Raw genomic sequence first — 23,870 nt, 5'->3', positions numbered from 1 at the left:
CGAAAAGCCTTCTTGTACAACGGTCGCGAGATGCACGTCCGCTCCTGCCCGGATGACACGATGGATGCATGATCCGCGCAGTCCTCTTCGACCTCGACGGGGTGCTGCGCCACTTCGATCCCGCCCACGTCGCGCAGATCGAGAAGCGGCACGGGCTCGCCGAGGGCAGCATCCATCGCGCCGCCTTCGACTCGTCGCTGCTCGCCGCCGTCACGACCGGAGCGATGACGCGCGCGGCGTGGGTGCAGGACGTCGGCGTTCGTCTCGGCAGCTCAGAAGCCGCAGCCGAGTGGGGCGCGCACCCCTCGACGCGCGATGAGCGGATGCTGGCGCTGAGCGACCGGCTGCGGGCATCCGGCATCCGAACCGCCATCCTCACCAACGGCACCGACTCCGTCCCCGCCGAGCTGCGCGCTCTCGGCATCGACGCTCACGTCGACGCCGTCTTCAACTCCGCCGAGATCGGCTTCGCCAAGCCCGACGTGCGCGCGTTCCAGCACGTAATCGACGCACTCGGCCTCGACCCGCACGAGGTCTTCTTCACCGACGACTCCGCGTCGAAGCTCACCGGGGCCACGGCGCTCGGCATGCCGACGCACCACTTCACCGGTGTCGACGCGCTGCAGAACGCGCTGCGCGCGGAAGGCGTTCACCCCAAGACGTCCTGATCAGCCAGCACCCTTGTCACCGTGCTGCGCCCGAGTTCGGCCATGACCGGGTTCGTGCGCTCGTAGTACCAGACCAGACCCATCGCCTGCTGCAGCGCCCACGCCGCACCGCGGCGCCACTCGTCGTCCGACGCGCCGACGATCCCACGCACAACAAGCCGCGCCTCGGCCTCGAGCAGGTGCCAGGCGCAGACCAGGTCGAGCGACCGATCGGCTGCCCCGAATGAACCGCCGTCGAGCACTCCGACCAGGCGCCCTTCTGCCACCAGCAGATTGGCGGGAATCAGGTCGCGGTGGCTCATCACAGGCTCACCGACCTGCGGCACTTCACGCAGCATCGACCACGCGCAGGAAACCCTCGCCGCGTCGACGATCCCCGCACTCTGCTTCAGGCAGTGGGCCATCCACTCGTCGTGATCGGCGAGCGCGCCGCCGCGTCCCCGACCGTCGAAGACGCGCGATCCGACCGGAGCCGCGCGCAGCGCGACGACCAACGCCCCGAGGTCCCGTGCGAACGTCTCGGTCCCTGCGGCGCAGAACGGATCCGCGATTTCGCCGGTCAGCCACGTCTGCATCGACCATGCCGACGGATAGCGCTGATCACCGGCGCCGATCCCCAGCGGACGCGGGGCGGGGAAGGGCGATGCGTCGGCGAAGTCGGCGAGCGCGACGGCTTCAGCCGCGAGCTCGTCGGCGGAGACGGATGCCAGCGGAAACCGCGCAACGGCATCCGAACCGACCCGGAAGATCGCGTTGACCGTGCCCGCGCCCGGCACCGCCACGACAGGAAGCCCCGCCAGACGCGGGAACTCGCGGGCGATCAGCTCGCCCGCGAGTTCCTCTTCGATGACCAGCTGGCCGTCATGCATGTGTGTCAGCAGTCAGCCGTTCAGCCGGGCGATCCAGGCCTCGACGTCGTCCGCCGTCCGCGGGATGTCGGCCGACAGGTTGACCGGGCCGTCCTCAGTCATCAGGATGTCGTCCTCGATCCGCACGCCGATGCCGCGCAGCTCGGCAGGCACGGTCAGGTCGTCGATCTGGAAGTACAGGCCGGGCTCGATCGTGAAGACCATGCCGGCCTCCAGCACGCCCTCGTAGTACATCTCGCGACGCGCCTGTGCGCAGTCGTGCACGTCGATGCCGAGGTGGTGGCTGGTGCCGTGCACCATGTACCGGCGGTGCTGGCCGCCCTTGTCGGCGTCCAGCGCCTCCTCGGCGCTGACCGGCAGCACGCCCCACTCCGCAGTGCGCTTGGCGATGACAGCCATGGCGGCCTCGTGCACCTCTCGGAAGCGCGCACCCGGCTTGGCGGCGGCGAACGCGGCATCCGCGGCCTCGAGGACGACGTCGTAGACGCGACGCTGCACCTCGGAGAACCTGCCGTTCACCGGCAGAGTGCGGGTGATGTCGGCGGTGTACTGGCTGTCGACTTCGACACCTGCGTCGATCAGGATCAGGTCGCCCGGCACGACTGCGCCGTCGTTGCGGGTCCAGTGCAGGTAGCAGGCGTGGTGACCGGATGCCGCGATGGTGTCGTAGCCCTCCCAGTGTCCGTCGCTGCGTGCGCGCTGGTGGAAGACGCCCTCGACGATGCGCTCGCCGCGAGGGTGCGCGATGGCCTTGTCGAATTCGCTGATGATGTCGTCGAAACCGGATGCCGTCACCGCGACCGCATGGCGCATCTCGGCGATCTCGTACTCATCCTTCACGAGTCGCAGCTCGGAGACGAAGCGGGTCAGCTCCTCATCCGCGTCGACGACGAGGTCGTCGTCACCGGGGGCGAAGGTGTCGACGTGTGCGGTCGCGAGGTCGAGGTCTGCGGCGACGCCGGCCAGCGACGGGCGCGGGCCGATCCAGAACTCGCCGATCGTGGCATCCGAATAGAACTCGCTGGTCGTGCGATCGGCGCGCTCGCGGAAGTACAGCGTGATCTCGTGCCCGGCATCGCCCTCGCCGGCGCGGGGCTCGAAGACGAGCAGCGAGTCGGGCTCGGAGTCGTTCGCCCAGGCCGTCAGGTGCACGAACGCCGAGTGCGCGCGGAACGGGTAGTCGGTATCGTTGCTGCGCTGCTTGAACGACCCGGCCGGGATCACCAGGCGCTTGCCGGGGAACGCCGCCGAGACCTTCGCGCGGCGCGCTGCGGCGAAGGAAGCCTGCGGGCGTGCGGTCGGCATGGACTCGGGACGGTCGGCCCATCCGGTCGAGATCGTGTCGAGGAAGCCCTTCGGGAACGGCTGCTTGCGGGGGTTCCTCGCTGCGGCCTCTGCTTCGGTGGTCGAGAGGGCCTCTGGGGCGGAGAGGGCTTCGGTGGTCGAGACGTCTTCTGGGGTGTCGACGACGGTGTCGTTCTCTGCGCTGCTCATGTTCCCATTGTCTCACTCTCGTCACTTCATTCGGCCGTGGCCGGCTCCAGCTGGGCCACGACCGCACGGTGGTCGCTGCCGCCGGCGTCGGCCAGCACGACAGAGCCGGAGGCACGCCAGTTCTCGCTCACCATGATGTGGTCGATCGGCGCCCCGGCCAGCCGCGGCATGTCCGCCGGCCAGGTCCCGACGACGCCGTTGCCCGTGGCGCCGGCCACGTCACGGCAGCGGCCCATCGTGCCGCCCTCCATGCCGAACTCCGCCATGTGGTCGACCGTCGCGTTGAAGTCGCCGGCGAGGATGAAGTCGCCCTCCGGACACTGGTCGGCGATCCAGGCGAGATCCGACCGCCACTTCGACATCGCCTCCGGGCGCGGGGCCACCGCATGCACTGCCACGATCGTCGGGCCTTCGCCGTTCACCGGCATCGCCACGGCGCTGGGCACCGAGCCCGTGTTGCTCGTGCCGTCGGTCGAGGAGTCGATCACCGAGTACTCGCCGAGGTCGGCCGACATGAGGATCGTGGTCTGCCACGCCTGCGGGCCGTTCAGCACATCGGGCCGGATGTTGACGTGGTGCACCCACATCGGGTAGCCGGCCTCGCGCATCATGATCGCGATCTGCTCGCCGACCTCCTCGGAGGTCTCCGGCAGCGTCACGATGTCCGCCTGCTGCTCCTGGATGACACCTGCGATGGTCTCGGCCGGCACCGCGGCGCCTGCGGTGTTCCAGGTCAGGACGCGCACACTGGCATCCGATTTCTCGGGCAGCGCGTCCGAGCCGAAGCCGCGCACGGCGCCGATGACCCCGGTCGCTCCGGCGCCGAGCAGCGCGATGATGAGGATGGATGCCGCGAAGCCGCGCAGCGGCCGGGCGAACATCAGCAGCACGGCCAGCACGCTGATCACCAGGAACCCGGCGATCAGCAGCAGGCGCGCCGAGACGAGCTGTGCGATCGGGAAGGTCGTCTCGAGCCGGAAGAACTGCGGCCAGACGAGCACTGCCGTCGCGATCGCGAACAGCACCGAGATGAGGATTCCGACCAGACGTAGCATCGCCCGAAAGCCTAGGCGAGCCGGCTGTGACGGCGCTGGCGGTACTCTCAGAGGATGACCTCAGGCGCGCGCTCCCGCTTCTCAGGGCCGAGTGACCTGCACCTGCACTCCAATCACTCCGACGGCACCGAATCGCCGACCGAGGTCGTGCGCCAGGCGCACGCCCATGGCATCCGCACCTTCGCTCTCACCGATCACGACCGCACGACCGGCTGGGACGAGGCGGCTGCTGCGGCCGCCGAGCTGAAGATGACCTTCCTGCCGGGCATGGAGCTCTCGGCCCGGCACCAGTGGCGCAGCGTGCACGTGCTCGGATACCTGTTCGATCCGACGGACACCGCACTCATGGCCGAGACCGAGCGCATCCGCAGCGATCGCATCGGGCGCGCCGAGCGCATCGTGCGGAACATCGGCCGCGACTACGACCTGCGCTGGGATGACGTGCTCGCCCACACCACTGCGGATGCCACGATCGGCCGCCCGCACATCGCCGACGCCCTGATCACCCGCGGCTTCGCCCGCGACCGCACGGACGCGTTCGCGGGCATCCTGCATCCGGGCAGCGGGTACTACGAGCCGCACTACGCGCCCGACCCGCACACGGCCGTGCGGCTGATCACGCAGGCCGGGGGAGTCGCGGTCATCGCGCACCCGGTCACGAGCGGGAGGGATCGGATGCTGCCCATCGGCATCCTGGAGCGGCTGATCGCCGAAGGGCTGGGCGGCTTCGAGATCGAGCATCGCGAGAACACCGAGACCGGCAAGCGCCAGCTGCGCGAGATCGCAGCCCGCCACGACCTGGTCGTGACCGGATCCAGCGACTATCACGGCATGGCCGGCAAGCCGAACCGTCCCGGCGAGAACACGACATCCGACGAGATGGTCGCCCGCATCATCGACCGCGCGACGGGCACCCCGCCGCGGTACGCCTAGCCCGGGCGAGATCGCGGCCGCCGGCGACGGAGGAACGGTGGCCGGGGAGCCGAATGTCGGTCATGGGCGGCGTTTGCGCGGCATCTGGCTTCCCGCTCGACGCGACGGAGCGGGGGCCGGGAGCCGAATGTCGGTCATGGGCGGCGTTTGCGCGGCATTTGGCTTCCGGGGAGCGAAATGTCGGGGTTGCGCAGGCCGATGGCGGCGCGACTCGGCGAACGACCGGGATTCTCCCGGCTTCCTGTCGGCGGGCGCCGATACCGTTCGAGGCATGCAGTGGGGGACCGCGCTCGAGCAGCGCATCGACACGATCGCCGATCGGATGCTGCAGGACGCGGCAGCCCAGGGAGTGCGCTCCGCGCTCATCGAGTTCACCGTGTTCGTGCTCAAGCAGGCATGGGCGTGCGCGTTCGGCGCGGCCCTGCTGGTCGTCATCATCGCGGCCCGCCTCTTCTATCCCGATGACGCGCCGCTCGCGCGAAACGACGCTCTGACCCTCGCCGCCGTGCTGATCCAGGTCGCGATGCTCGTTTTCGGGCTGGAGACGGTGCGCGAGCTGCGCGTGATCGTGCTGTTCCACATCACCGGCACGATCATGGAGCTGTTCAAGACCGACGTCGGCTCGTGGGCGTACGCAGCCGAGGGGATGCTGCGCATCGGCGGTGTTCCGCTGTTCAGCGGCTTCATGTACGCGGCCGTGGGCTCGTACATGGTGCGGGTGTACCGGCTGTTCGATCTGCGGTTCTCGCGCTACCCGCGACGCTGGATGACAGCTATCGTCGCGGCGGCGATCTACGCGAACTTCTTCACCCACCATTTCTGGTGGGACGCGCGCTGGGCGCTGTTCGCCGCCGTCATCGTGCTGTGGGGACGGACCGTGATGCACGCGCGGATTCGCGTGCGCGTGCTGCGACTGCCGCTGCTGGCCGTGTTCGCCGGCGTGGCGTTCTTCATCTGGCTCGCCGAGAACATCGGCACCTGGGCGGGAGCGTGGGCCTATCCCGACCAGCTGGATGGCTGGCAGCCGGTATCGATCAGCAAACTCGGCTCGTGGTTCCTGCTGATGATCATCTCGGTCGTGCTGGTCACGTGGGTGTACCGGCCCCGGTCGCCCGATGCCGTGGCATCCGGTCTGCGGCGTGCCCGTGACGGCGTCGAGGCCCCTCCTGTCGAACAGGAGAGGCCTCGCTGAGCTGAGAGCGTCAGGCGCCGGTCGGGGCGGCACCGCCGCTGCGGCGACGGCGGCGACGGCGCTGCGGCGCCGTCTTGCCGTCGCGGTGCTCGCTCGTGGCGTCGCCGTCGTGCGTGCCGGCACCTTCCGCATCGCGGTCGGCGGTCGGTGAGCCGGCGGCGGAGTCGGATGCCTGCTGCTCGGCGCCCTCGACGAACGTGGAGCCCACCTTCTCGCCCTCGGAGCTGCGACGGCGGCGGCGACGGCGACGGGTGGTGCCCTCGTCGGTTCCCTCGGCGGCGGCATCCGACGCCTTCTGCGGCTGACGCTGACGACGCTCGGGCTTCTCCGCCTTCGGCGCGGTGCGCAGACGTCCCTTGGTGCCTTCGGGGATGTCGAGGTCCGTGTACAGGTGCGGGCTGGAGGAGTACGTCTCGACGGGCTCGGGCTGACCGAACTCGAGCGCGCGGTTGATGAGGGCCCACTTGTGCAGGTCCTCCCAGTCGACGAACGTGACCGCGATGCCGGTCTTGCCGGCGCGACCGGTGCGGCCGGCGCGGTGCAGGTACGTCTTGTCCTCGTCGGGGATGGTGTGGTTGATCACGTGGGTGATGTCATCGACGTCGATGCCGCGGGCGGCGACGTCGGTGGCGACGAGCACGTCGCGCTTGCCGGCCTTGAACGCGGCCATCGAGCGCTCCCGCTGCTCCTGGCCCATGTCGCCGTGCACGCCGCCGACGTTGAAGCCGCGGTCGCCGAGCTCGTCGACGAGCTTCTGCGCGGCGCGCTTCGTGCGGGTGAAGATGACGGCCTTGCCGCGGCCCTCGGCCTGCAGGATGCGGGCGATGATCTCGTCCTTGTCGAGCGAGTGCGCCCGGTAGACGATGTGCTTGATGTTCGCCTGCGTGAGGCCCTCGTCGGGGTCGTTCGCGCGGATGTGGATCGGGTTCGACATGAACCGGCGCGCGAGCGCGACGATCGGGCCGGGCATGGTGGCCGAGAACAGCTGCGTGTGGCGCACCGGCGGCACCTTCGAGAAGATCTTCTCGATGTCGGCGAGGAAGCCGAGGTCGAGCATCTTGTCGGCCTCGTCGAGCACGACCTCGGTCGCGTTCGACAGATCGAGCAGACGCTGGTTCGCGAGGTCGATCAGGCGGCCAGGGGTGCCGACCACGATCTGCGCGCCGGCCTTGAGCTGATCGATCTGGCCCTCGTACGCCTTGCCGCCGTAGATGGCGACGACGCTGGTCGAGCGGTTCGAGGTGAGCAGATCGATGTCCTCATAGACCTGCACGGCGAGCTCGCGGGTCGGCACGACGATGAGCGCCTTGACACCGGGCTCCGGGTCCTTGCCGAGACGCTGCACGACGGGGATGCCGAAGCCGAAGGTCTTGCCGGTGCCGGTCTTCGCCTGCCCGATGATGTCCTGGCCGGGGAGGCCGAGAGGGATGGTCTGCTCCTGGATGGGGAATGCGTCGACGATGCCCTTGGCGGCGAGTGCGTCGATGATGTCCTGATCGATTCCCAGATCAGCGAATGAAGTCACAGTATGTGTCTGCCTGTCCGGCGCGTGCGCGGCGGTTGCCACGCGAGCGACGCCTCGTTTACGGATCCACGCCGTCAACTTGTGCCACAGGCGCGGGGCCCTGCTCCGATGGCAGGACGGGACAAGCCTACCCGAGGGGGTCGATCGGCCGTAGCGCCGGCCCGATAGTCTGTTCTGGTGGTCAACTGGTTCTGGAAGCGCAAGCCGGCTCGGCGCACTCTGACGCTGCGCAGCAAGGGCGACAGCAGCGGTGCGACACGCGTCGACTTCGCCGAGCTCGCACCCGAGCTGAACCGCTTCCTCGGCCAGGCCGCATATCTGCAGCTCGGATACTTCGAGACGCTCACCCGTGGCATCCGGGGCACGCACGAGCTCGCGCGCAAGGAGGCCCTCTCACGCGCAGCCGGAGCCGCCCTCGACAAGCACCGCGGCATCGTCGAGGTCATCTCCGACCTGGGCGATGACCCCACCGAGGTCATGCTGCCGTTCCGCGAGAACCTCGACGCGTTCCGTCGCAAGACCATCGGCGTGCACCAGGAGGAGACCCTGCTGTCGGTGTACCTCACCGCCGGCATGCTCGACGACTTCTACCTCGCCCTCGCCTCGAGCTACGGCGAGACGGGGGAGCGGGTCGCCGCGATCCTGCGGGAGGACGACCGCGGCAGCGAGATCGTCGCGATCATCCAGCAGACGATCGAGAGCGACGACGAGTGGCGCTCGCTGCTGTCGATGTGGGGGCGGCGGCTGGTCGGCGACACCCTGCTCGTCTGCCGCGGCGCGCTGCGCCCCGGCCGCCTCGAAGCAGACGACACGCGCATCGAGCCGGTCTACACCGAGCTGATGGGCGCGCACGCGCGGCGGATGGATGCCATGGGGCTCGCCTCGTAGCATCGGCCCGCTTCTTGGCGCGGGATTCGCGTCAGATGCCGAGCGCCTGCTTCTCGAGCCGGTCGTGGTGGCTGCGCTGAGCGGTGATGGAGACCGTGACGAGCGCCGCGACGGCAAGGCCACCGCCGATGCTCGCCACCCACAGCCAGACGTTGCCCTCGGCGATGCCTGCCCACTGCATGATCGTGTAGATCGCGGCGGCGACGGCCGTCGCGATCGCCGGGGTGACGGCCACACCGCGCAGCTCGCGGTGCGGCATCAGGAAGTGCAGTGCGACGCCCAGCGAGCACGCGGCGATGAGTGCGAGCAGGATGTACATGTCAGGCGACGAAGCCGACCCGACGCGACTCCTCGGAGCCCAGCTCGACGTAGGCGAGGTTCGCGGTGGGGACGATGTAGGAGCTGCCCTTGGCATCGGCGAAGCTGAGGTGGCTTGCGTTCTGCTCGAGGGCCTCGGTCACCTGGGTGCGCACCTCGTCGGCGCTGCTGTTGGTGTCGAAGCTCAGCTCACGACCGGTGTTGACGATGCCGATGCGGATTTCCACGCGATCTCCTCAAGTTCTGCGAACACCGGCAACTCTACCGGCTGGGACTGACGCGCAGACGGCCGCGCGGCCGATTTCGCCATCGGCGCACAGCGGGGGCGAGCGGCCTTCGTCTCGTCGCTGCGCTCGTCGCTCAGGAACCGCGGCGGGCGTGGAGTGCGATGCGCTGAGCAAGCGCAGCGCGTCGAAGTGTCGGTGCGCGCCGATAGCGTGGATGCCATGACACAGGATGCTGCGCAGCACGCCCTCGTGGAGGCCCCGCCCACGGCATCCGGGGTCGTGATCGGCGCCCCGGGAACGGGTAAGACGACCGCTCTCATCGACCGCGTCGTGCACCTGCTCGGCGCCGGCATGCGGCCCGAAGAGGTGCTGGTGCTGACGCCGAGCCGACAGGCGGCCACGGCGCTGCGCGACCGCATCGGGGTTCTCGTCGAGCAGGCGACTCCCGGAGCGCTGGCTCGGTCGCTCGCGTCCTTCGCCTTCCAGATAGTGCGCGGCGTCACCGTGCAGCGCGGTGAGGATCCGCCGGCGCTGCTGACCGGTGCCGACCAGGACCGCATCCTCGCCGACCTGCTCGCCGGCGATGCCGAGGACGGCGCGCGTCAGTGGCCGGATGCCCTGAGCCCGGCCGTCCGAGCGTCGAAGGCTTTCCGCTCAGAGCTTCGCGCGTTCCTCGCCGAGTGCACCGAACTGGCCGTCGAACCGGGGGAACTGGCCGCCTCGAAGCGCGAGACCTGGAGCGCGGCCGCGGACTTCCTCGACGAGTACCGCGAGGTCATGGGCGGCATGCGCGTGGCACACCGTGACATCCCCGAGCTGCTCGGTGAGGCCACCGCCATCCTGCACACTGCGGACGCCGCTTCTCTCGGCCCTCTCGCCGAGCTGCGCGTCGTGCTGATCGACGATGCGCAGGAGCTCACCCGCGGGGGCGTCCGACTCGTCCGCGCCCTGCGTGCGCGCGGCATCGCCGTGCTCGCATTCGGCGACCCCGACATCTCGTCCGGGGCGTTCCGCGGCGCGAGCCCTCAGCTGTTCGCCGAACTAGCCCAGGTGCTCGGCGAGGTGTTCGTGCTCGATCGGGCGCATCGTCAGCATCCGACGCTCACCACCCTCACCCGCACGGTCACGCAGGCGATCGGCGTGGCGGGGCGAGTCGATCATCGGCGGGCTCCCGCGGAAGCGACCGACGTGCCCGGTGCCCCTGGCGAGGTGCGCACGCTCATCGCGCCGTCTCCCTACGAGGAGGTCGATCGCATCGCCGCGACGCTGCGCGACTGGCACCTCAGCGAGGGCATCCCGTGGAGCGAGATAGCTGTCATCGCGCACGACACCAGGCAGATCGTCATGCTCGAGGCCGAATTGGCCGCACGCGAGGTGCCCACCCGCGCGGCCGGTGTGCCGCGCCCTCTCGGCAGCGAGGGGATCGTCCGCGAGATCGTCGAGATCGTACGGCTGGGGCTGACGCCGGCTCCCGAGCGCACGCCCGATCTGCTTGCCGAGCTGCTCATCTCGCCGTTCGGCGGACTCGACGCCGTGGGGCTTCGGCGGCTGCGCGCCAGGCTGCGGCACATCGAGCTGGAGGACGGCGGATCGACGCCGGCCCGCGAGTTGCTGCGCGAGGCCATGGAGTTCCCGCTGAGGTTCGACCGCGTCGACGCGCCGGAGGCTCGGGTCGCGCAGCGGTTCGCCGAGACCCTCGCGCTGCTGCACGCCGAGGGCGCAGCCGGGCGCACCATCCACGAGCTGCTCTGGCTCGTCTGGGATCGCGCTCGCACCACGGGCGGCGCATCGCTGCAGTCCGCTTGGCGGACCGCGGCCGACCAGCCCGGCGGAGCCGAGATCGCACGCTCGCTCGACAGCCTGGTCGCGCTCTTCGACGCTGCGAAGCGCTTCGTCGAGCGCACCCCGCACGAGAAGCCGGCGCTGTTCATCCGCGACATCCTCGACAGCGAGGTGCCCGAAGACACGCTCTCCACACCTGACCGGCCGGGCCTGGTGACGCTGATGACTCCCGCGACCGCGCTGGGAGCCGAGTTCGAGGCCGTCGTCGTCGCCGGAGTGCAGGACGGCATCTGGCCGAACGTGCGACTGCGCGGCGGCATGCTCGAGACCTGGCGCCTGGCTGAGGCGGTCACCGCGGCACGTGCGGGCGCACCCGAGACCGTTCCCGGCGTGCTGGATCGCCGCCGATCCGCGCTGCACGACGAGTTGCGACTCTTCGTGCGGGCGATCTCGCGCGCGCGCTCGCGCCTTGTCGTCTCGGCTGTCGATGACGACGACATGTCGCCGAGCCCGTTCTTCTCTTTCCTGCCGCCACCGCCGCCGACGGAGCAGGACGAGCAGCGCTATGCGCATCCGCTCACGCTGCGCGGATTGGTCGCGAGGCATCGCCGCACCCTCAGCACCTCGGCGGATCCGATGGAAATCGGCGCGGCTGCCGACCAGCTGCGCATCCTCGCGGAAGCGGGCGTTCCCGGGGCATCTCCTGATGACTGGTACGGCGTGACCGCGCCGTCGAGCACCGCCCCGCTGCGCGACCTCGCCGTCGCACCGGTGCGCGTGTCGCCATCACGCCTGGAGGCATTCGAGGAGTGCGGGCTGAACTGGGTGATCGCCTCGCTCGGCGGCGACACCGTCGCTCCGCCCTCCGCGGGCATCGGCACCATCGTGCACGAAGCGATGGAGAAGGTGCCGGAGGGCGACCTCGACGCCATGCGCGCCATCGTCGACGAGCACTGGCCCGAACTCGATTTCGAGACCGCCTGGATCGGGCGCAAGGAGCGCCGCCGCGCGGACCTCTACGTCGAACGCGTACGCGACTACGTCAGCGAGGTCGTCCGCGACGGCGGACGCGTCGTCGGGGCAGAGGCGAAGTTCCGCTTCGCTGTGGACCTCGAGACCGAGCAGGCGATCGCGATCGAGGAGAGTGCGGATCCCGGCGCCGCGGGTGGCGACGGCGCCGGGTCCGCAGCGGTCGATCCGCGACCGCGCGCGGTGGTCAGCGGCGTGATCGACCGGGTCGAGATGTACCCGACGGGCAGCGGCGAGCACGATGCCGCCCGCGGGCAGAAGTGGGAGCGGATGAAGGACGTCGAAGGGGCGGAGAGAGTGGTCGTGGTCGATCTGAAGACCGGCAAGTACGAGCCCGACACAGAGGCGAACGTGCGGGAGCACGCGCAGCTGGCCGCGTATCAGATCGCCGTGCAGGAGGGGCTGCTCGAGGACGCCCCGGCGGATGCCCTCGCCGGGGCCCGCCTTGTGATCGTGTCGAAGACCGTCGGCAAGGCGAATTACCGCGTCGCACACCAGCACACGCTCGACGCGGATGCCAGGGCGGCGTTCCTGCACCGCGTCGCAGAAGCCGGCCGGGGGATGGCCGCGAGCAGTTTCACGGCGCAGGTCGAGTCGCACTGCGCCGACACGCAGGTGCGGGTCAGCCCGTGCCACATCCACACCGTTCCGGCGGTGAGCTCGTGATCCCCGCGCATGCTCCGAACATCGCTGGCGCGCTGCCCGAAGCCGCGGCGCGCGTGGGCCCTCCGCGGGAGACCCCCTCGACGTGGGAGACGCCCTCGACGTGGGAGACGCCCTCGACGATATCCGCAGAGCACATCGCTCTGGCCCTCGGACTCCCGGTGCCCACTGCGGCGCAGCAGCGCGTGATCCAGGCGCCGCCGGCTCCGGCGCTCGTCGTCGCCGGAGCGGGCAGCGGCAAGACCGAGACGATGTCGGGCCGGGTGGTCTGGCTCGTTGCGAACGGTCACGTGCGTCCGGACGAGGTGCTCGGCCTCACGTTCACCCGCAAGGCCGCCGGTGAGCTCGCCGAGCGCATCGGCGTGCGCCTGCAGATGATCGACCGTTTCGGCAGACGGGGTCTGCTGCCGCACCTGCCGGAGATCGTGGCGACGGATGCCCTCAGTCGGGTGCACGACGCGGGCAGTGACGCGCAGCGCGAAACCGTGCGCACGCAGGTGCTCGACGAACTGGCCGAGCGGTACAGGACAGGCTGGGATCCGCGCACGCCGCGCACCGCTGACGACCTGCTGATCCGACCCCGGGTGTCGACCTACAACGCCTTCGCCGACAGCATCGTCCGTGAGCACGCCGCGCGCATCGGCCGCGACCCCGAGGCAGCCATGCTCAGCCAGTCCGCGTCGTGGCTGATCGCTCGAGCCGTCGTGCTGCGCGCCGACCTGCCAGGGCTGGAAGACATCGACCGGGCACTGGGCACCGTCATCGACGCCGTCCAGAAGCTCGCCGCCGAGGCGCTCGACCATCGCGCCGATCTGGACGCCATCGAGCGGATCGCCAGGGCACAGGCATCCGCATTCGAGCCGTACCGCACCAACCGCGACGTAGACACCGCCGCTGTCAACCTGCTCAGCATGCCTGTGCTGGTGAATCTGGTGCGCGACTACATCGCCGAGAAGCAGCGCCGCGGGGTGCTCGACTTCGCCGATCAGGTCGGCGGCGCCTTCGACATCGTCGAGACCGCCCCCGACGTGCGCGCCGAGCTGCGTGAACAGCACCGCGTCGTGCTGCTGGACGAGTATCAGGACACCTCCGTCATCCAGACCCGGTTCCTCGCGGCGCTGTTCCGCGACAGCGCCGTGATGGCCGTCGGCGACCCGCACCAGTCGATCTACGGCTGGCGCGGGGCCAGCGCCGACAACCTCTACGCCTTCGGCCGTGCCTTCGCGCATGAGCAGACGGCGACCGCGTACAGCCTGATGACCAGCTGGCGCAACGACACCCGCATCCTCGACGTCGCCAACCGCGTGCTCGAGCCGCTGCAGCGGGACGGTCTGGACGTACCGGCGCTCGAGCCGCGCCCCGGCGCCGGCGAGGGGCGCGTCGAGGTTCGCTTCCCCCACACGGTCGACGATGAAGCCGAAGCCGTCGCCGAATGGTTCGAAGAGCGTCGCGCCGAGCACGCCTCTGCCGCCGCCGCCCGCGCACACACCGGGGCGCTGCTGTTCCGCTCCAAGCGGCACATGCAGACCTTCGCCGGCGCGCTGGCGCGGCGCGGCATCCCGCACCGCATCCTGGGACTCGGCGGACTGCTCTCGACCCCCGAGGTCGTCGACGTCGTCTCGATGCTCCGGGTCATCCACGATCCGACCGCCGGGTCCGCGCTCATCCGGCTGCTGGTCGGGCCGCGCTTCGCGATCGGCGTGGCCGACATGGCCGCGCTGTACGACCTGGCGACCGTCCTCGCGAGCCGCGACGCGTCTCTCTCGCCGCTTTCGGACGAGGTGCGCGAGCGGCTGCGATCCTCGCGCGGGGCCGACGAAGCCGTGTCCATCGTCGACGCCGTCGACTTCCTGCGGACGACACCCGACGGGTACCGGCTGGTCGAGGCGATCAGCCCCGAAGGCCGTGCACGTCTCCGTGACGCGGGCGAGATCCTGGAGCGCCTTCGGCGTTCCGCAGGACTGCCGATTCCAGAGCTGATCCGCATGATCGAGTCCGAACTGCGCCTCGACATCGAACTCGCGGCGAACGAGTCCCGCGGTCCCGCCCGCGTCGCCGCGACCCAGCTGCGGGCGTTCGCCGACGAGGTGCGCGCCTTCCTCAGCGCAGACGACCGCGGCACCATCGGCAGCCTGCTGGCCTGGCTCGACAAGGCCGAGAGCACCGACGAGCTCATGCCGCGGTCCGAGCCGCCGGAGCCGGGCGTGGTGCAGCTGCTCACGATCCACGGCTCCAAGGGGCTGGAGTGGGACGCGGTCGCCGTAGTGCGCCTGGTGGAGGACGAGCTGCCGGGCCGCGTCAGCGACACCTCCGGCTGGTTCGGGTTCGGCGTCGTGCCGTTCGCCCTGCGCGGCGACCGCGACGCGCTGCCGGTCTTCAACTGGGATCCCCAGTACGAGATGGATGCCGCAGGCGACGTCCCCGCGAAGCGGCACAAGGCCGCACTGGATGCCCTGTGCGCAGGCATGACCAAGGCGTTCCCGCAGGGCGGGGCGCTGCGCCGGTTCAAGAACGCCTATCGCGACTACCAGCAGCAGGAGGAGCGGCGACTGGCCTACGTGGCGGTCACCCGCGCACGGCAGGACCTTCTGCTGACGGGCGCGCACTGGGCGGGGCAGGTTAAGCCGCGCGTGCCCAGCCCGTACCTGCGCGATGCCATCGACGTGCTCGGGCTCGACGAGATCGGCGCCGTCGACCCCGATGAGAACCCGTATGACGGCCCCGGTATGACCCGCTCCTGGCCGATGGACGCACTCGGCGACCGTCGGGCGAGGGTGGGGGCAGCCGAGCAGGCAGCACGCGCCGCGTTCGCAGCCGATGAGGCGCCGACGCCCACCGCGCAGCTGGAGCGGCTGCTCGCCGAACGCGCCGAGCGGCTGCGGGGCGCCACGGGCGATGCCCCGACCCGCGTGCCGGCGTCGCGCTTCAAGGACTGGGTCACCGACTACCGCGGCACGCTGCGAGACCTGGGCCGGCCGATGCCGGAGCGCCCGTACACGCAGACGCGGATAGGCACGCTCTTCCACGCCTGGGTAGAGAACCGCTCAGGACTGGTCGGCGCGGCCTCGGGCGTCGAGAGCGCCTTGTGGGAGCTGGATGAAGACGCGATCTCGCCCACCGATGCAGCGCCGGAGACGAGCACGGACGACGAACGCGCCCTGGCGGACCTGCGCGCGACGTTCGAGCGCAGCGAATGGGCTCAGCTGCAGCCCATCGCCGTCGAGATCGAGATCGACTTCGCCTTCGGCGGCGGTGCGAGCGGCGACGCTGCCGGTCATATCGTCATCTGCAAGCTCGATGCGGTCTACCGGCGCGAGGACCGCGGAGGACGCATCGAGATCGTCGACTGGAAGACCGGCCGCGCCCCGCGCACGGCTGCGGAGCGGGACGAGCGCATGCTGCAGCTCGCGCTCTACCGGCTGGCCTACCACCGTCGCTACGGGGTGCCGCTCGATCAGATCGACGTCGCGCTGTACTACGTCGCCGATGACCTGGTCATCCGCGGCGACCGGGTCTACTCCGAGTCGGAGCTGCTCCAGCGCTGGAGCGCAGCCCGCGCGGCGCGCTGAGCCTCCTCGGCCGGATCCAGGCCGGTGTGCGCATCGTCTTCGGACGAATCACGTGCGCCGAACGGACCCGGTGCGCCCTCACTGGCATCCGATTCCTCGTCCAGCGCCTCGTGAGTCGACCCCCGCACCCCGCTGACCTCGCTGAGATCCTGGGTCGGCTCCTCCCACGACGGATGCCCGGCACCGCCGCCAGCAGCCTCGGGGCGGACCTCTGCTTCCTCGTCACCAGGGTCTCCGTCGGCGGCATCTGTGTCAGGCTCGTCGGTGTCGTCCCAGAGCAGATCCTCGGGGCGGTAGGCGTCGGTCTGCATCGACGTGTCGACGGACGAGGTGGTCGCGGGCACGCGCTCGAGCACATCCAGCGCCGAATCCACACCCCCCGTGTACGCGGAGACCACTCGCAGGTCATCGTGGCGCAGCCCCTCGGCCAGTGACTCGAGCAGTGCGGCGGCGTCGTCGACGATGTCCTCGCGGCGCAGCTCGGCGCCGTGCACCAGCCAGCGCGCGAACTCCAGTTCGGCGTGCAGCCGCGCGCGCACCCGCAACGCGTCGTCGGATGCCCTCGACGATGCCGCGTCGTACGCCGAGTGCACGTCAGTCGCGGCATCCGGGGCGCCGGAGAGCCAGCCGAGATCCTCTGCTGGATCGCCGACGTTCAGGCCACGCCAGCCCAGCACGCCGACGACGTGCGGGCCCTCGTCGGGGTCGTCCTCGAACAGGAACGACTGAGCCTGCATCCCGCCCAGCGTCACAGCGCTCTCGAACCGCCACAGGTCGTCGTCGGCGGCGGCATCGCGCCACCGCACAGTCAGCCGGGCCGGCACCCGACCGGTGGCCGCGGCCCGGTCGATCATCTGCTGGATGTCGGCGCGCACGCCCTGCGCATCGCGCACGGGCAGCCCGACCGCGCGGACGATGGATGCCGGCAGCGCGTGCACCGCGGCGATCGTCTTGCCGATCGACACTGCGGCGCCTCGGCCGGCGGGAATCTGCGCGGCATCGATCTGGAAGCCCGGCATCAGGTCGGTGACCAGCGCGCGCGCCTCGCCGACCCGTGTCTCGCCGACGTAGGCCGGCGCTCCGAACGCGAGCATCTCGCGCGTCCCGGCGGTGAGCGCGCGCAGCGCGAGCGACTCCTCGGCGAGCTCCAGCGCGGCCGCGTCATCCTCAGCGACGCGGATCACGAGTTCGCGTCCGTCGGCCAGCGTCGCGATCGCGGAATCGAACCTCCCGTCGCCGTCCGAGGTCAGGGCGCGTGCGCCGACGACCTCCGCCCCGGGCGATGCGGCCGTCACCGCCGCCACTAGAGTGAAAGGAGAGCGTGCCATGTTCTCAAGGGTAGGTCTGCACTCTTCCCGGTGCGCCCGCGCCACGCCCGAGCCGCGGTATACGTCCATGACTGGCACGGCCTCCAAAGCACGCGGTGAGCAGAAGAACAGCACGAGAAGCAAGGGGATCGCATGACGCAGCCGCGAGACATCCTCGACAGAGCAGCCGACCTGCGCACCGACCCCGATGTGATCGAACGACTGCGCAGCCAGCCCGAGACGCGCGTCGTGGTCGTCCGCGACGGACGCCTCCGCGTGCAGTCCGGCGCGGTGCTCCGCGTGGATGCCGGCACCGTCGGCGACGCCGAATGGGCGCTCCTCGGACGGGATGCCGACGGTGCGGCGCTGCTGCTGGCATCCGTCCCCGTCAGCGCCGATAGCATCGACACCGCACCCGACGAGACCTGGCTGGGGCTGCGCGACGCCGGCGGCCGCCTGTCGGCGTACGAGACGGAATTGTTCGTCACCGCGATCGCCCTGGCGGGCTGGCTGGTCGATGCACCGCACTGCTCATCGTGCGGTACGCGCATGCAGCTGCAGCAGGCCGGCTGGGCACGACGCTGCGAGCCCTGTCGACGGGACCATTTTCCGCGCACCGATCCCGCGGTCATCGTCGCCGTCGAGAGCCCGGACGGCCAGAAGCTGCTGCTCGGCGCCAACGCCAATTGGCGCGGCCGGATGTACTCCTGCTTCGCGGGCTTCGTCGAAGCGGGGGAGTCGCTGGAGGGCACGGTCCACCGCGAGATCGCCGAAGAGGCCGGAGTGCGCCTGAGCAGTCTGCGCTACCTCGGCTCGCAGGCGTGGCCGTATCCGCGTTCGCTGATGATCGGCTTCCGCGCTGTCGCGATCGATGAGCAGGAGGCGGTGGCGGACGGAGCGGAGATCATCGACGTGCGCTGGTTCACCAGGGACGAGATCGGCACCGCACTGGCCGGTGACGGTCCGGTCGGCCTGCCGGGGGAGTCTTCGATCGCTCGCAGCCTGATCCGCCACTGGCACGAGGAGTCGAAGTGCGGTGCGCTGAGCGAGCGAAGCGAGTCGAAGTGAGTGCACTCGACGCCCTCGACGAGCGGCAGCGCGAGGCGGCATCCGTGCTGCGCGGACCCGTCGCGGTGCTGGCCGGTGCCGGCACCGGCAAGACCCGTGTGATCACCCACCGCATCGCGCATGGTGTGGACACCGGCGCGTATACGCCTTCGCGCGTGCTCGCCGTCACGTTCACCGCGAAGGCGGCGGGTGAGCTGCGCGGACGGCTGCGTGAACTCGGTGTCGGCGGGGTCGCCGCGCGCACCTTCCACTCGGCGGCGCTGAAGCAGCTCAATTTCTTCTGGCCGACTCTCACCGGTGACACCGCGCCGGGCATCATCGACAACAAGGTGCGGATGCTGGGGCAGGCCGCCGATGCCATGCGTCTGCGGCTGAGCACGGCGACGCTGCGCGACATCGCATCCGAGATCGAGTGGCGCAAGGTCTCGATGCTCTCGATCGAGCAGTACGCCGCGCAGGATCGGCCGATCACCGGCATCCGAGCCGAGCAGCTCCTGGAACTGCAGGCGGCGTACGAGGCGCTCAAGGACGATCGGCGCCAACTCGACTTCGAGGACGTGCTGCTGGCATGCGCGGGGATGCTCGAGGCCGAGAGCCGCGTCGCTGCGGCGGTGCACGAGCAGTACCGCCATTTCACCGTCGACGAGTACCAGGACGTCTCCCCGCTGCAGAACCGCCTGCTCGAGCTCTGGCTCGGCGATCGGCGCGACATCTGCGTCGTCGGCGACGCCAGCCAGACGATCTACTCGTTCGCAGGCGCCCAGCAGCGCTACCTGCTGGAGTTCGAACGACGTCACACGGATGCCACGGTCGTGCGGCTCGAGACGAATTACCGCTCGCAGGAGCCGATCCTCGAGGCCGCCAATGCGCTGATGCGGGGGCGCCCGGGCGCGCTCGCGCTGGAACCGGCGAGCAGCGGATTCGGCAGCGAGACCCCTACGGTGACTGCGTTCGAGACTGAGCAGGACGAGGCCGCCGGCATCGCCGAGGCGATCGTGCGCCGGATCGCCTCCGGCGCATCGCCGGCCGACATCGCGGTGCTCTACCGCGCGCACGCCCAGTCGGCGGTTCTGCAGCAGGCGCTCGCCGCGCGTGGCATCGCCACCACTGTGCTCGGCGGCACCCGATTCTTCGACATGCCCGAGGTCCGTCAGGCGGTGCTGGCACTGCGCGGAGCAGCCGTGGCGCCGACGGATGCTGGATTCCTGCCGTCCGTGCGCGATGTGCTGCGCGGACTCGGCTTCACCGAGGAGCCGCCGGCGGCCGGCGGTGCGCAGCGCGACGGATGGGAGGCTCGACGAGCCATTCTCCGCCTGGCCGAAGAGGCACCGGTCGGCACCACTCTGCGCGTGTTCGCGGACCAGCTGATGGCCCGCGCGCAGGACCAGCACGAGCCCGTGCTGCACACCGTGACCCTGTCGACGCTGCACGCGGCGAAGGGCCTGGAATGGCCGCACGTGCTGCTGGCGGGCTGGGCGGAGGGCGCGCTTCCGATCTCGTACGCCTCGACGTTCGAGCAGATCGACGAGGAGCGGCGGCTCGCCTACGTCGGCATCACGCGGGCCGCGCGAACGCTGGCGCTGACGTGGTCGCGTTCGGCGGGGCGGGGGGAGCGGTCGCCGTCGCGCTTTCTGGCAGAGATCGGGACGACATCTCGAGGCACGGGCATCCTTCGTGATGTCGCACCGAACGCCAGGCGTGCCGCCCGTCCGGACTGACGCGCACCATCAGCCCGGCCGACGGCGTGGGAGTGCGGAGCACGCGCGCGACGAGCGCCGCGGCCTGCACGATCTGCGCGGCACCGATGACCACCGAGCGTCCTACGAGCTGCGCGTGCAGCATCGGCCACGCCGGGTCGCGACGTCGCTCATGCGCATCGCGGCACGAGAGGCACGGCGTCCGGCCGGGCACAACGAGAGGACCGATCAGCGCGGCGTTCTGCTCGAAGCCCACCGGCAGGTGCGGCACGTCGTCGCGCAGGTAGGGCGCGAGCTGCAGCGCGGCGGCCGCACCTCCAATCGCGACCACGGCGACGGCCCCCGCTGCACCCCGCGCGGCCTCGTCGATGCCCTCGTCGTGCAGCGCCTGCCGCATGCGCTCGCCGACGCGGCCGTCGCCGATGTTCACCTCGTCCACCCACACCGGAGGTGCGGGCGGGGCATCATCGACCAGCACCGGGCGCAGGGCCTCGAGCATCCGACGCGCGGCGTCGCGGGGAGCGCCGAAGCCGTGCGCCACCACGTCGAAGGAGGAGCGTCGGATGCCCGCGCACAGCTGCTGCAGCAGCGGCTCCATCCAATCGCCGGTGACCTCCAGCCGCACCACGCCCTCTGCGCCGAACTGCACGGTCCGCTCGTCGCGCCACAGCACGGGGTAGCGAGGATCCAGTCTTGTCAGCGTCGGCGGGGTCACGGGACTCATGCCCCGATTCTCGCCACGCGGTGATGGGAGTGGGACGCCGTCACACGATCTGTGGATGGAATCCGGCACCCGCCGGATTGTGGACAACCGGCCGCGGGTCCGAGCAGCCGGTCGCCGCCGCCCCTGCTCCTCGTCGCCGCCCCTGCTCGTTTACGGAACTCAGCAGGGGCGGGGACGCTCAGCAGGGGCGGGGACGTTCAGCAGGGGCGATGATGCCGGCAGGTCGGTCAGACGGGGCGGTCACCGTCCGGACGGGCGTCGTCGTCGGGGGCGTCATCGCCGGGCGCATCGCCGAAGTCCTCGCCGTCGAGCAGCCGGGCCAGCGCCTCGTCCAACTCGTCGGCAACAGGTGCCTCGCCGCGCTGCATGGCCTCGAGTCGCGCGATGAGCGCCTTCGGGTCATCGATGTCGGTCGACTGCGGCATGATGTCCGGGTAGTCCCACAAGGAATCACGGGCCGCGACGCCGACAGCATCCGTCACCGCTCGCCACATCGCCGACGCCTCACGGAGCCGGCGCGGACGCAGCTTGAGCCCGACCAGTGCACCCAGCGCATCCTCGGCGGGGCCGCCGACGGCGCGACGGCGTCGAGCGGCCTCGGCGAGCCGCGGTCCGTCCGGCAGGCGCGCGATGGCCTGCTCGGTGACGACATCGACCCATCCGTCGATGGTGGCGATGAGGTTCTCCAGCCGGGTCAGCGACTCGCGCTGCGCCTCGGTCTGCGCCGGAAGCAGCGCACCGCCCTCGATCGCCGCGCGCAGCTCCTCCGGGTCGGAGGGGTCCAGGCGCGAGGCGACATCCTCGAGCGCGTCGATGTCGACGGTCACTCCGCGGGCGAAGTCGGTGATCTGCGAGAGCACGTGCAGGTGCAGCCACTTGGCGTGCCGGTACAGCCGCGCATAGGCCAGCTCGCGCACCGCCAGGTAGAGGGAGATCTGATCCTCGGGGATCTCGAGGCCCTCGCCGAAGTCGGCGATGTTCTGCGGGATCACCGCAGCGGTGCCGGGCGGAAGCACCGGGATGCCCACGTCACCGCCGGAGACGACCTCCAGCGACAGGCGACCGAGCACCTGACCGAACTGCGCGGCGAACAGCGAGCCGCCCAGGCCCCTCATCAGCTGGCCGGCGCCCTGCACCATGCTCTGCATCTCTTCGGGGACCTGCGTCTCGAGGGCATCCGTCAGCGCATCGGCGATCGACGTCGACACAGGAGAGGCGATCTCCTTCCACACCGGCAGCGTGCGCTCGACCCATTCGCCGCGCGTCATGGCCTGCGGGGGCGAGGCGAGCTCGGAGATCGTGGTGGCCTCGCTGAGCCACAGGTTCGCCAGCCCGAATGCATCCAGCAGCGAGGACCGCGAGCCGTCGGTGATGCCGAGGCCGTCACGGTTCGCGATGTGCAGCGCCTGCTGCTGCGCGCTCTGCCAGGGATCCGCGGCGAACATGCCCTGCATCTGCGACATGAACCCGGCCATCTGCGCCGGATCGATCTGCATGCCGCCCATGCCGCCCATGCCCGAGAGCGCATCGCGCAGCGCTTCAGGGTCGATCTGCCCGCCGGACATCATGCGGCGGAGCATCTCCTCGAATTCCGAAGGATCCTGTTCGTCATCTGCCATGCGAATCGCCCTCTCAGCATGCTCTTGGCGTGTGCGCTCTACGCTAGTCACACGATCCTGTGCTCAGACCCTGAGGGGCCGGATCGCTGTACGCCGCTCGCGAACGCCCCGGAGGTTCCGTGTCCCCTCGCCGCAATGCCGGCACGCTGACCGGCGTCATCGCCCTCAGCGTGGCGCTCGTCGCGCTCGTCGGCCTCACCTTCGTGCCGACGCAGTACGTGATCCAGCGCCCCGGGCCCATCTACGACACTCTCGGCACAGCACTCAGCGCCGACGGCGAGAAGGTCCCGCTCATCGAGGTGGACGGCGCTCGGACGTACCCGACCGCCGGCACGCTCGATCTGACCACCCTGCTCGTGGTGGGCAACCCGGAGCGCACACCCACCTGGTTCGAGCTCGCGATGGCGTGGTTCGATCCGTCGCGCGCCGTCGTGCCACTGGACACGTTCTTCCCCGAGGGCGTCACCTCCGAGCAGCGCAACGAGCGCAACGCCGACCTGATGGTCGACTCGCAGCACGAGGCGACCGCAGCCGCGCTCATCGAGCTCGGATACGACGTGGGGGCAGAGGTCAAGGTGGTCGAGCCCATCGAGGACACCCCGGCTGACGGCATCCTCGAGGCGGATGACACGATCCTCGCGATCGACGGCGTCGACGTCGACTCCGCGACGGTGCTGCGGGACGCGATCCAGGCAGCCGGCGGCGCCGAGGTCACGCTGACCGTAGCGCGCGACGGCGAGGAGCGGGACATCGCGATCACGCCCGAGGAGACGACGGATGCCGCGGGCGAGGTGACCTGGCTGGTGGGCATCTCGCTGACGACGGAGTACGACTTCCCGGTGGACGTGCAGCTGCAGTTGGACAACGTCGGCGGGCCGAGCGCCGGGATGATGTTCGCCCTCGGGATCATCGACACGATGACTCCCGGGAAACTCAACGGCGGCGAGAACGTGGCCGGCACCGGCACGATCGACGCCGCCGGCACCGTGGGGCCGATCGGCGGCATCCGGCAGAAGCTCTTCGGTGCACGCGACGGCGGTGCGACGATCTTCCTCGCGCCGGAGAGCAACTGCGACGAGGTCGTCGGTCATGTGCCGTCCGGTCTGCAGGTGTTCCGCACCGGAACCCTGGAGGAGTCGCTGCACATCCTCGAGACCATCGCCGATGGCGACGACACCTCCGAGCTCCCGGTGTGCACGGCATCCTGACGCCGGTGGGGCCGCGTCCGCGCTGAGCGTACTCG

Annotated in this window: 17 protein-coding genes; 9 read left to right on the top strand and 8 right to left on the bottom strand. The window is 70.4% G+C overall.

All coding sequences use genetic code 11. The features are described from left to right. Positions 1 to 68: 68 nt before the first annotated feature. Positions 69 to 668 carry an HAD family hydrolase gene (locus ACQUSX_RS04715; protein WP_428905803.1) on the top strand — a complete coding sequence of 200 codons (600 nt, stop codon included), beginning with the start codon at positions 69 to 71 and terminating at the stop codon, positions 666 to 668. Here ACQUSX_RS04715 and ACQUSX_RS04710 read toward each other — a convergent pair. From ACQUSX_RS04710 to ACQUSX_RS04700, 3 genes are read right to left on the bottom strand one after another with little or no spacing between them, the layout of a single operon-like run. Next, positions 650 to 1,537, bottom strand: coding sequence for a phosphotransferase (locus ACQUSX_RS04710; RefSeq protein ID WP_428905802.1), 888 nt, complete (start codon positions 1,535 to 1,537; stop codon positions 650 to 652). The genes ACQUSX_RS04715 and ACQUSX_RS04710 overlap by 19 nt on opposite strands. A gap of 12 nt (positions 1,538 to 1,549) precedes the next feature. Further along, entirely contained in the window at positions 1,550 to 3,031 is a 1,482-nt protein-coding gene (locus ACQUSX_RS04705; RefSeq protein ID WP_428905801.1) for an aminopeptidase P family protein, read from the bottom strand. Between the two features lie 26 nt (positions 3,032 to 3,057). Further along, positions 3,058 to 4,086, bottom strand: a complete 1,029-nt coding sequence (locus tag ACQUSX_RS04700; RefSeq protein WP_428905800.1) for an endonuclease/exonuclease/phosphatase family protein — start codon at positions 4,084 to 4,086, stop codon at positions 3,058 to 3,060. Positions 4,087 to 4,140: 54 nt separating this feature from the next. Between ACQUSX_RS04700 and ACQUSX_RS04695 the strand changes: the two genes are divergently transcribed. Then, positions 4,141 to 5,019 carry a PHP domain-containing protein gene (locus ACQUSX_RS04695; protein WP_428905799.1) on the top strand — a complete coding sequence of 293 codons (879 nt, stop codon included), beginning with the start codon at positions 4,141 to 4,143 and terminating at the stop codon, positions 5,017 to 5,019. 271 nt (positions 5,020 to 5,290) lie between these two features. Next, positions 5,291 to 6,211 carry a DUF817 domain-containing protein gene (locus ACQUSX_RS04690; protein WP_428905798.1) on the top strand — a complete coding sequence of 307 codons (921 nt, stop codon included), beginning with the start codon at positions 5,291 to 5,293 and terminating at the stop codon, positions 6,209 to 6,211. Positions 6,212 to 6,221: 10 nt separating this feature from the next. On the opposite strand, the gene ACQUSX_RS04685 is transcribed toward ACQUSX_RS04690, so the two are convergent. Beyond that, positions 6,222 to 7,736 carry a DEAD/DEAH box helicase gene (locus ACQUSX_RS04685; protein ID WP_428905797.1) on the bottom strand — a complete coding sequence of 505 codons (1,515 nt, stop codon included), beginning with the start codon at positions 7,734 to 7,736 and terminating at the stop codon, positions 6,222 to 6,224. A gap of 177 nt (positions 7,737 to 7,913) precedes the next feature. On the opposite strand from ACQUSX_RS04685, the gene ACQUSX_RS04680 reads away from it, so the two are divergent. Then, positions 7,914 to 8,624, top strand: a complete 711-nt coding sequence (locus ACQUSX_RS04680; RefSeq protein ID WP_428905796.1) for a ferritin-like fold-containing protein — start codon at positions 7,914 to 7,916, stop codon at positions 8,622 to 8,624. Between the two features lie 31 nt (positions 8,625 to 8,655). Here the strand turns inward: ACQUSX_RS04680 and ACQUSX_RS04675 are convergent, their stop codons facing one another. Both ACQUSX_RS04675 and ACQUSX_RS04670 read right to left on the bottom strand, forming a co-directional pair. Beyond that, positions 8,656 to 8,943 carry a hypothetical protein gene (locus ACQUSX_RS04675; protein WP_428905795.1) on the bottom strand — a complete coding sequence of 96 codons (288 nt, stop codon included), beginning with the start codon at positions 8,941 to 8,943 and terminating at the stop codon, positions 8,656 to 8,658. A 1-nt stretch (position 8,944) separates the two neighbouring features. Then, positions 8,945 to 9,169 (bottom strand): DUF3107 domain-containing protein, encoded by a 225-nt coding sequence (locus ACQUSX_RS04670; RefSeq protein ID WP_428905794.1) that lies wholly within the window; start codon positions 9,167 to 9,169, stop codon positions 8,945 to 8,947. Between the two features lie 219 nt (positions 9,170 to 9,388). Here ACQUSX_RS04670 and ACQUSX_RS04665 point away from each other — a divergent pair, with 219 nt between their 5' ends. Continuing rightward, positions 9,389 to 12,646, top strand: coding sequence for an ATP-dependent helicase (locus tag ACQUSX_RS04665; RefSeq protein WP_428905793.1), 3,258 nt, complete (start codon positions 9,389 to 9,391; stop codon positions 12,644 to 12,646). Between the two features lie 119 nt (positions 12,647 to 12,765). Further along, positions 12,766 to 16,212 carry an ATP-dependent helicase gene (locus tag ACQUSX_RS04660; RefSeq protein ID WP_428907589.1) on the top strand — a complete coding sequence of 1,149 codons (3,447 nt, stop codon included), beginning with the start codon at positions 12,766 to 12,768 and terminating at the stop codon, positions 16,210 to 16,212. Here ACQUSX_RS04660 and ACQUSX_RS04655 read toward each other — a convergent pair. Beyond that, the gene (locus ACQUSX_RS04655) at positions 16,158 to 17,540 is read right to left on the bottom strand and encodes a phosphotransferase (protein ID WP_428905792.1); all 1,383 of its coding nucleotides are present in this window, start codon (positions 17,538 to 17,540) and stop codon (positions 16,158 to 16,160) included. The genes ACQUSX_RS04660 and ACQUSX_RS04655 overlap by 55 nt on opposite strands. 132 nt (positions 17,541 to 17,672) lie before the next feature. Between ACQUSX_RS04655 and nudC the strand changes: the two genes are divergently transcribed. Together nudC and ACQUSX_RS04645 are read left to right on the top strand one after the other, a co-directional pair. Continuing rightward, a complete protein-coding gene (nudC, locus tag ACQUSX_RS04650; RefSeq protein ID WP_428905791.1) occupies positions 17,673 to 18,587 on the top strand; it encodes an NAD(+) diphosphatase in 915 nt (304 codons plus the stop codon). Further along, positions 18,584 to 20,305: an ATP-dependent helicase gene (locus ACQUSX_RS04645; protein ID WP_428929948.1), complete on the top strand. Its 1,722-nt coding sequence runs from the start codon at positions 18,584 to 18,586 to the stop codon at positions 20,303 to 20,305. Before nudC ends, ACQUSX_RS04645 begins: the two co-directional genes overlap by 4 nt. Before the next feature lie 930 nt (positions 20,306 to 21,235). Here the strand turns inward: ACQUSX_RS04645 and ACQUSX_RS04640 are convergent. Further along, the gene (locus ACQUSX_RS04640) at positions 21,236 to 22,627 is read right to left on the bottom strand and encodes a zinc-dependent metalloprotease (protein ID WP_428905789.1); all 1,392 of its coding nucleotides are present in this window, start codon (positions 22,625 to 22,627) and stop codon (positions 21,236 to 21,238) included. 119 nt (positions 22,628 to 22,746) lie between these two features. Between ACQUSX_RS04640 and ACQUSX_RS04635 the strand changes: the two genes are divergently transcribed. Beyond that, on the top strand, positions 22,747 to 23,835 hold the full coding sequence (locus ACQUSX_RS04635; protein ID WP_428905788.1) for a YlbL family protein: 1,089 nt from the start codon (positions 22,747 to 22,749) through the stop codon (positions 23,833 to 23,835). The last annotated feature ends 35 nt before the right edge of the window (positions 23,836 to 23,870 follow it).

It is taken from the genome of Microbacterium alcoholitolerans (assembly GCF_050408615.1).
In the GTDB taxonomy this organism is placed as follows: Bacteria; Actinomycetota; Actinomycetes; order Actinomycetales; family Microbacteriaceae; genus Microbacterium.
The sequence above is the reverse complement of the archived record's forward strand: the minus strand, read 5'-3'. Positions and strand labels throughout refer to the sequence as shown.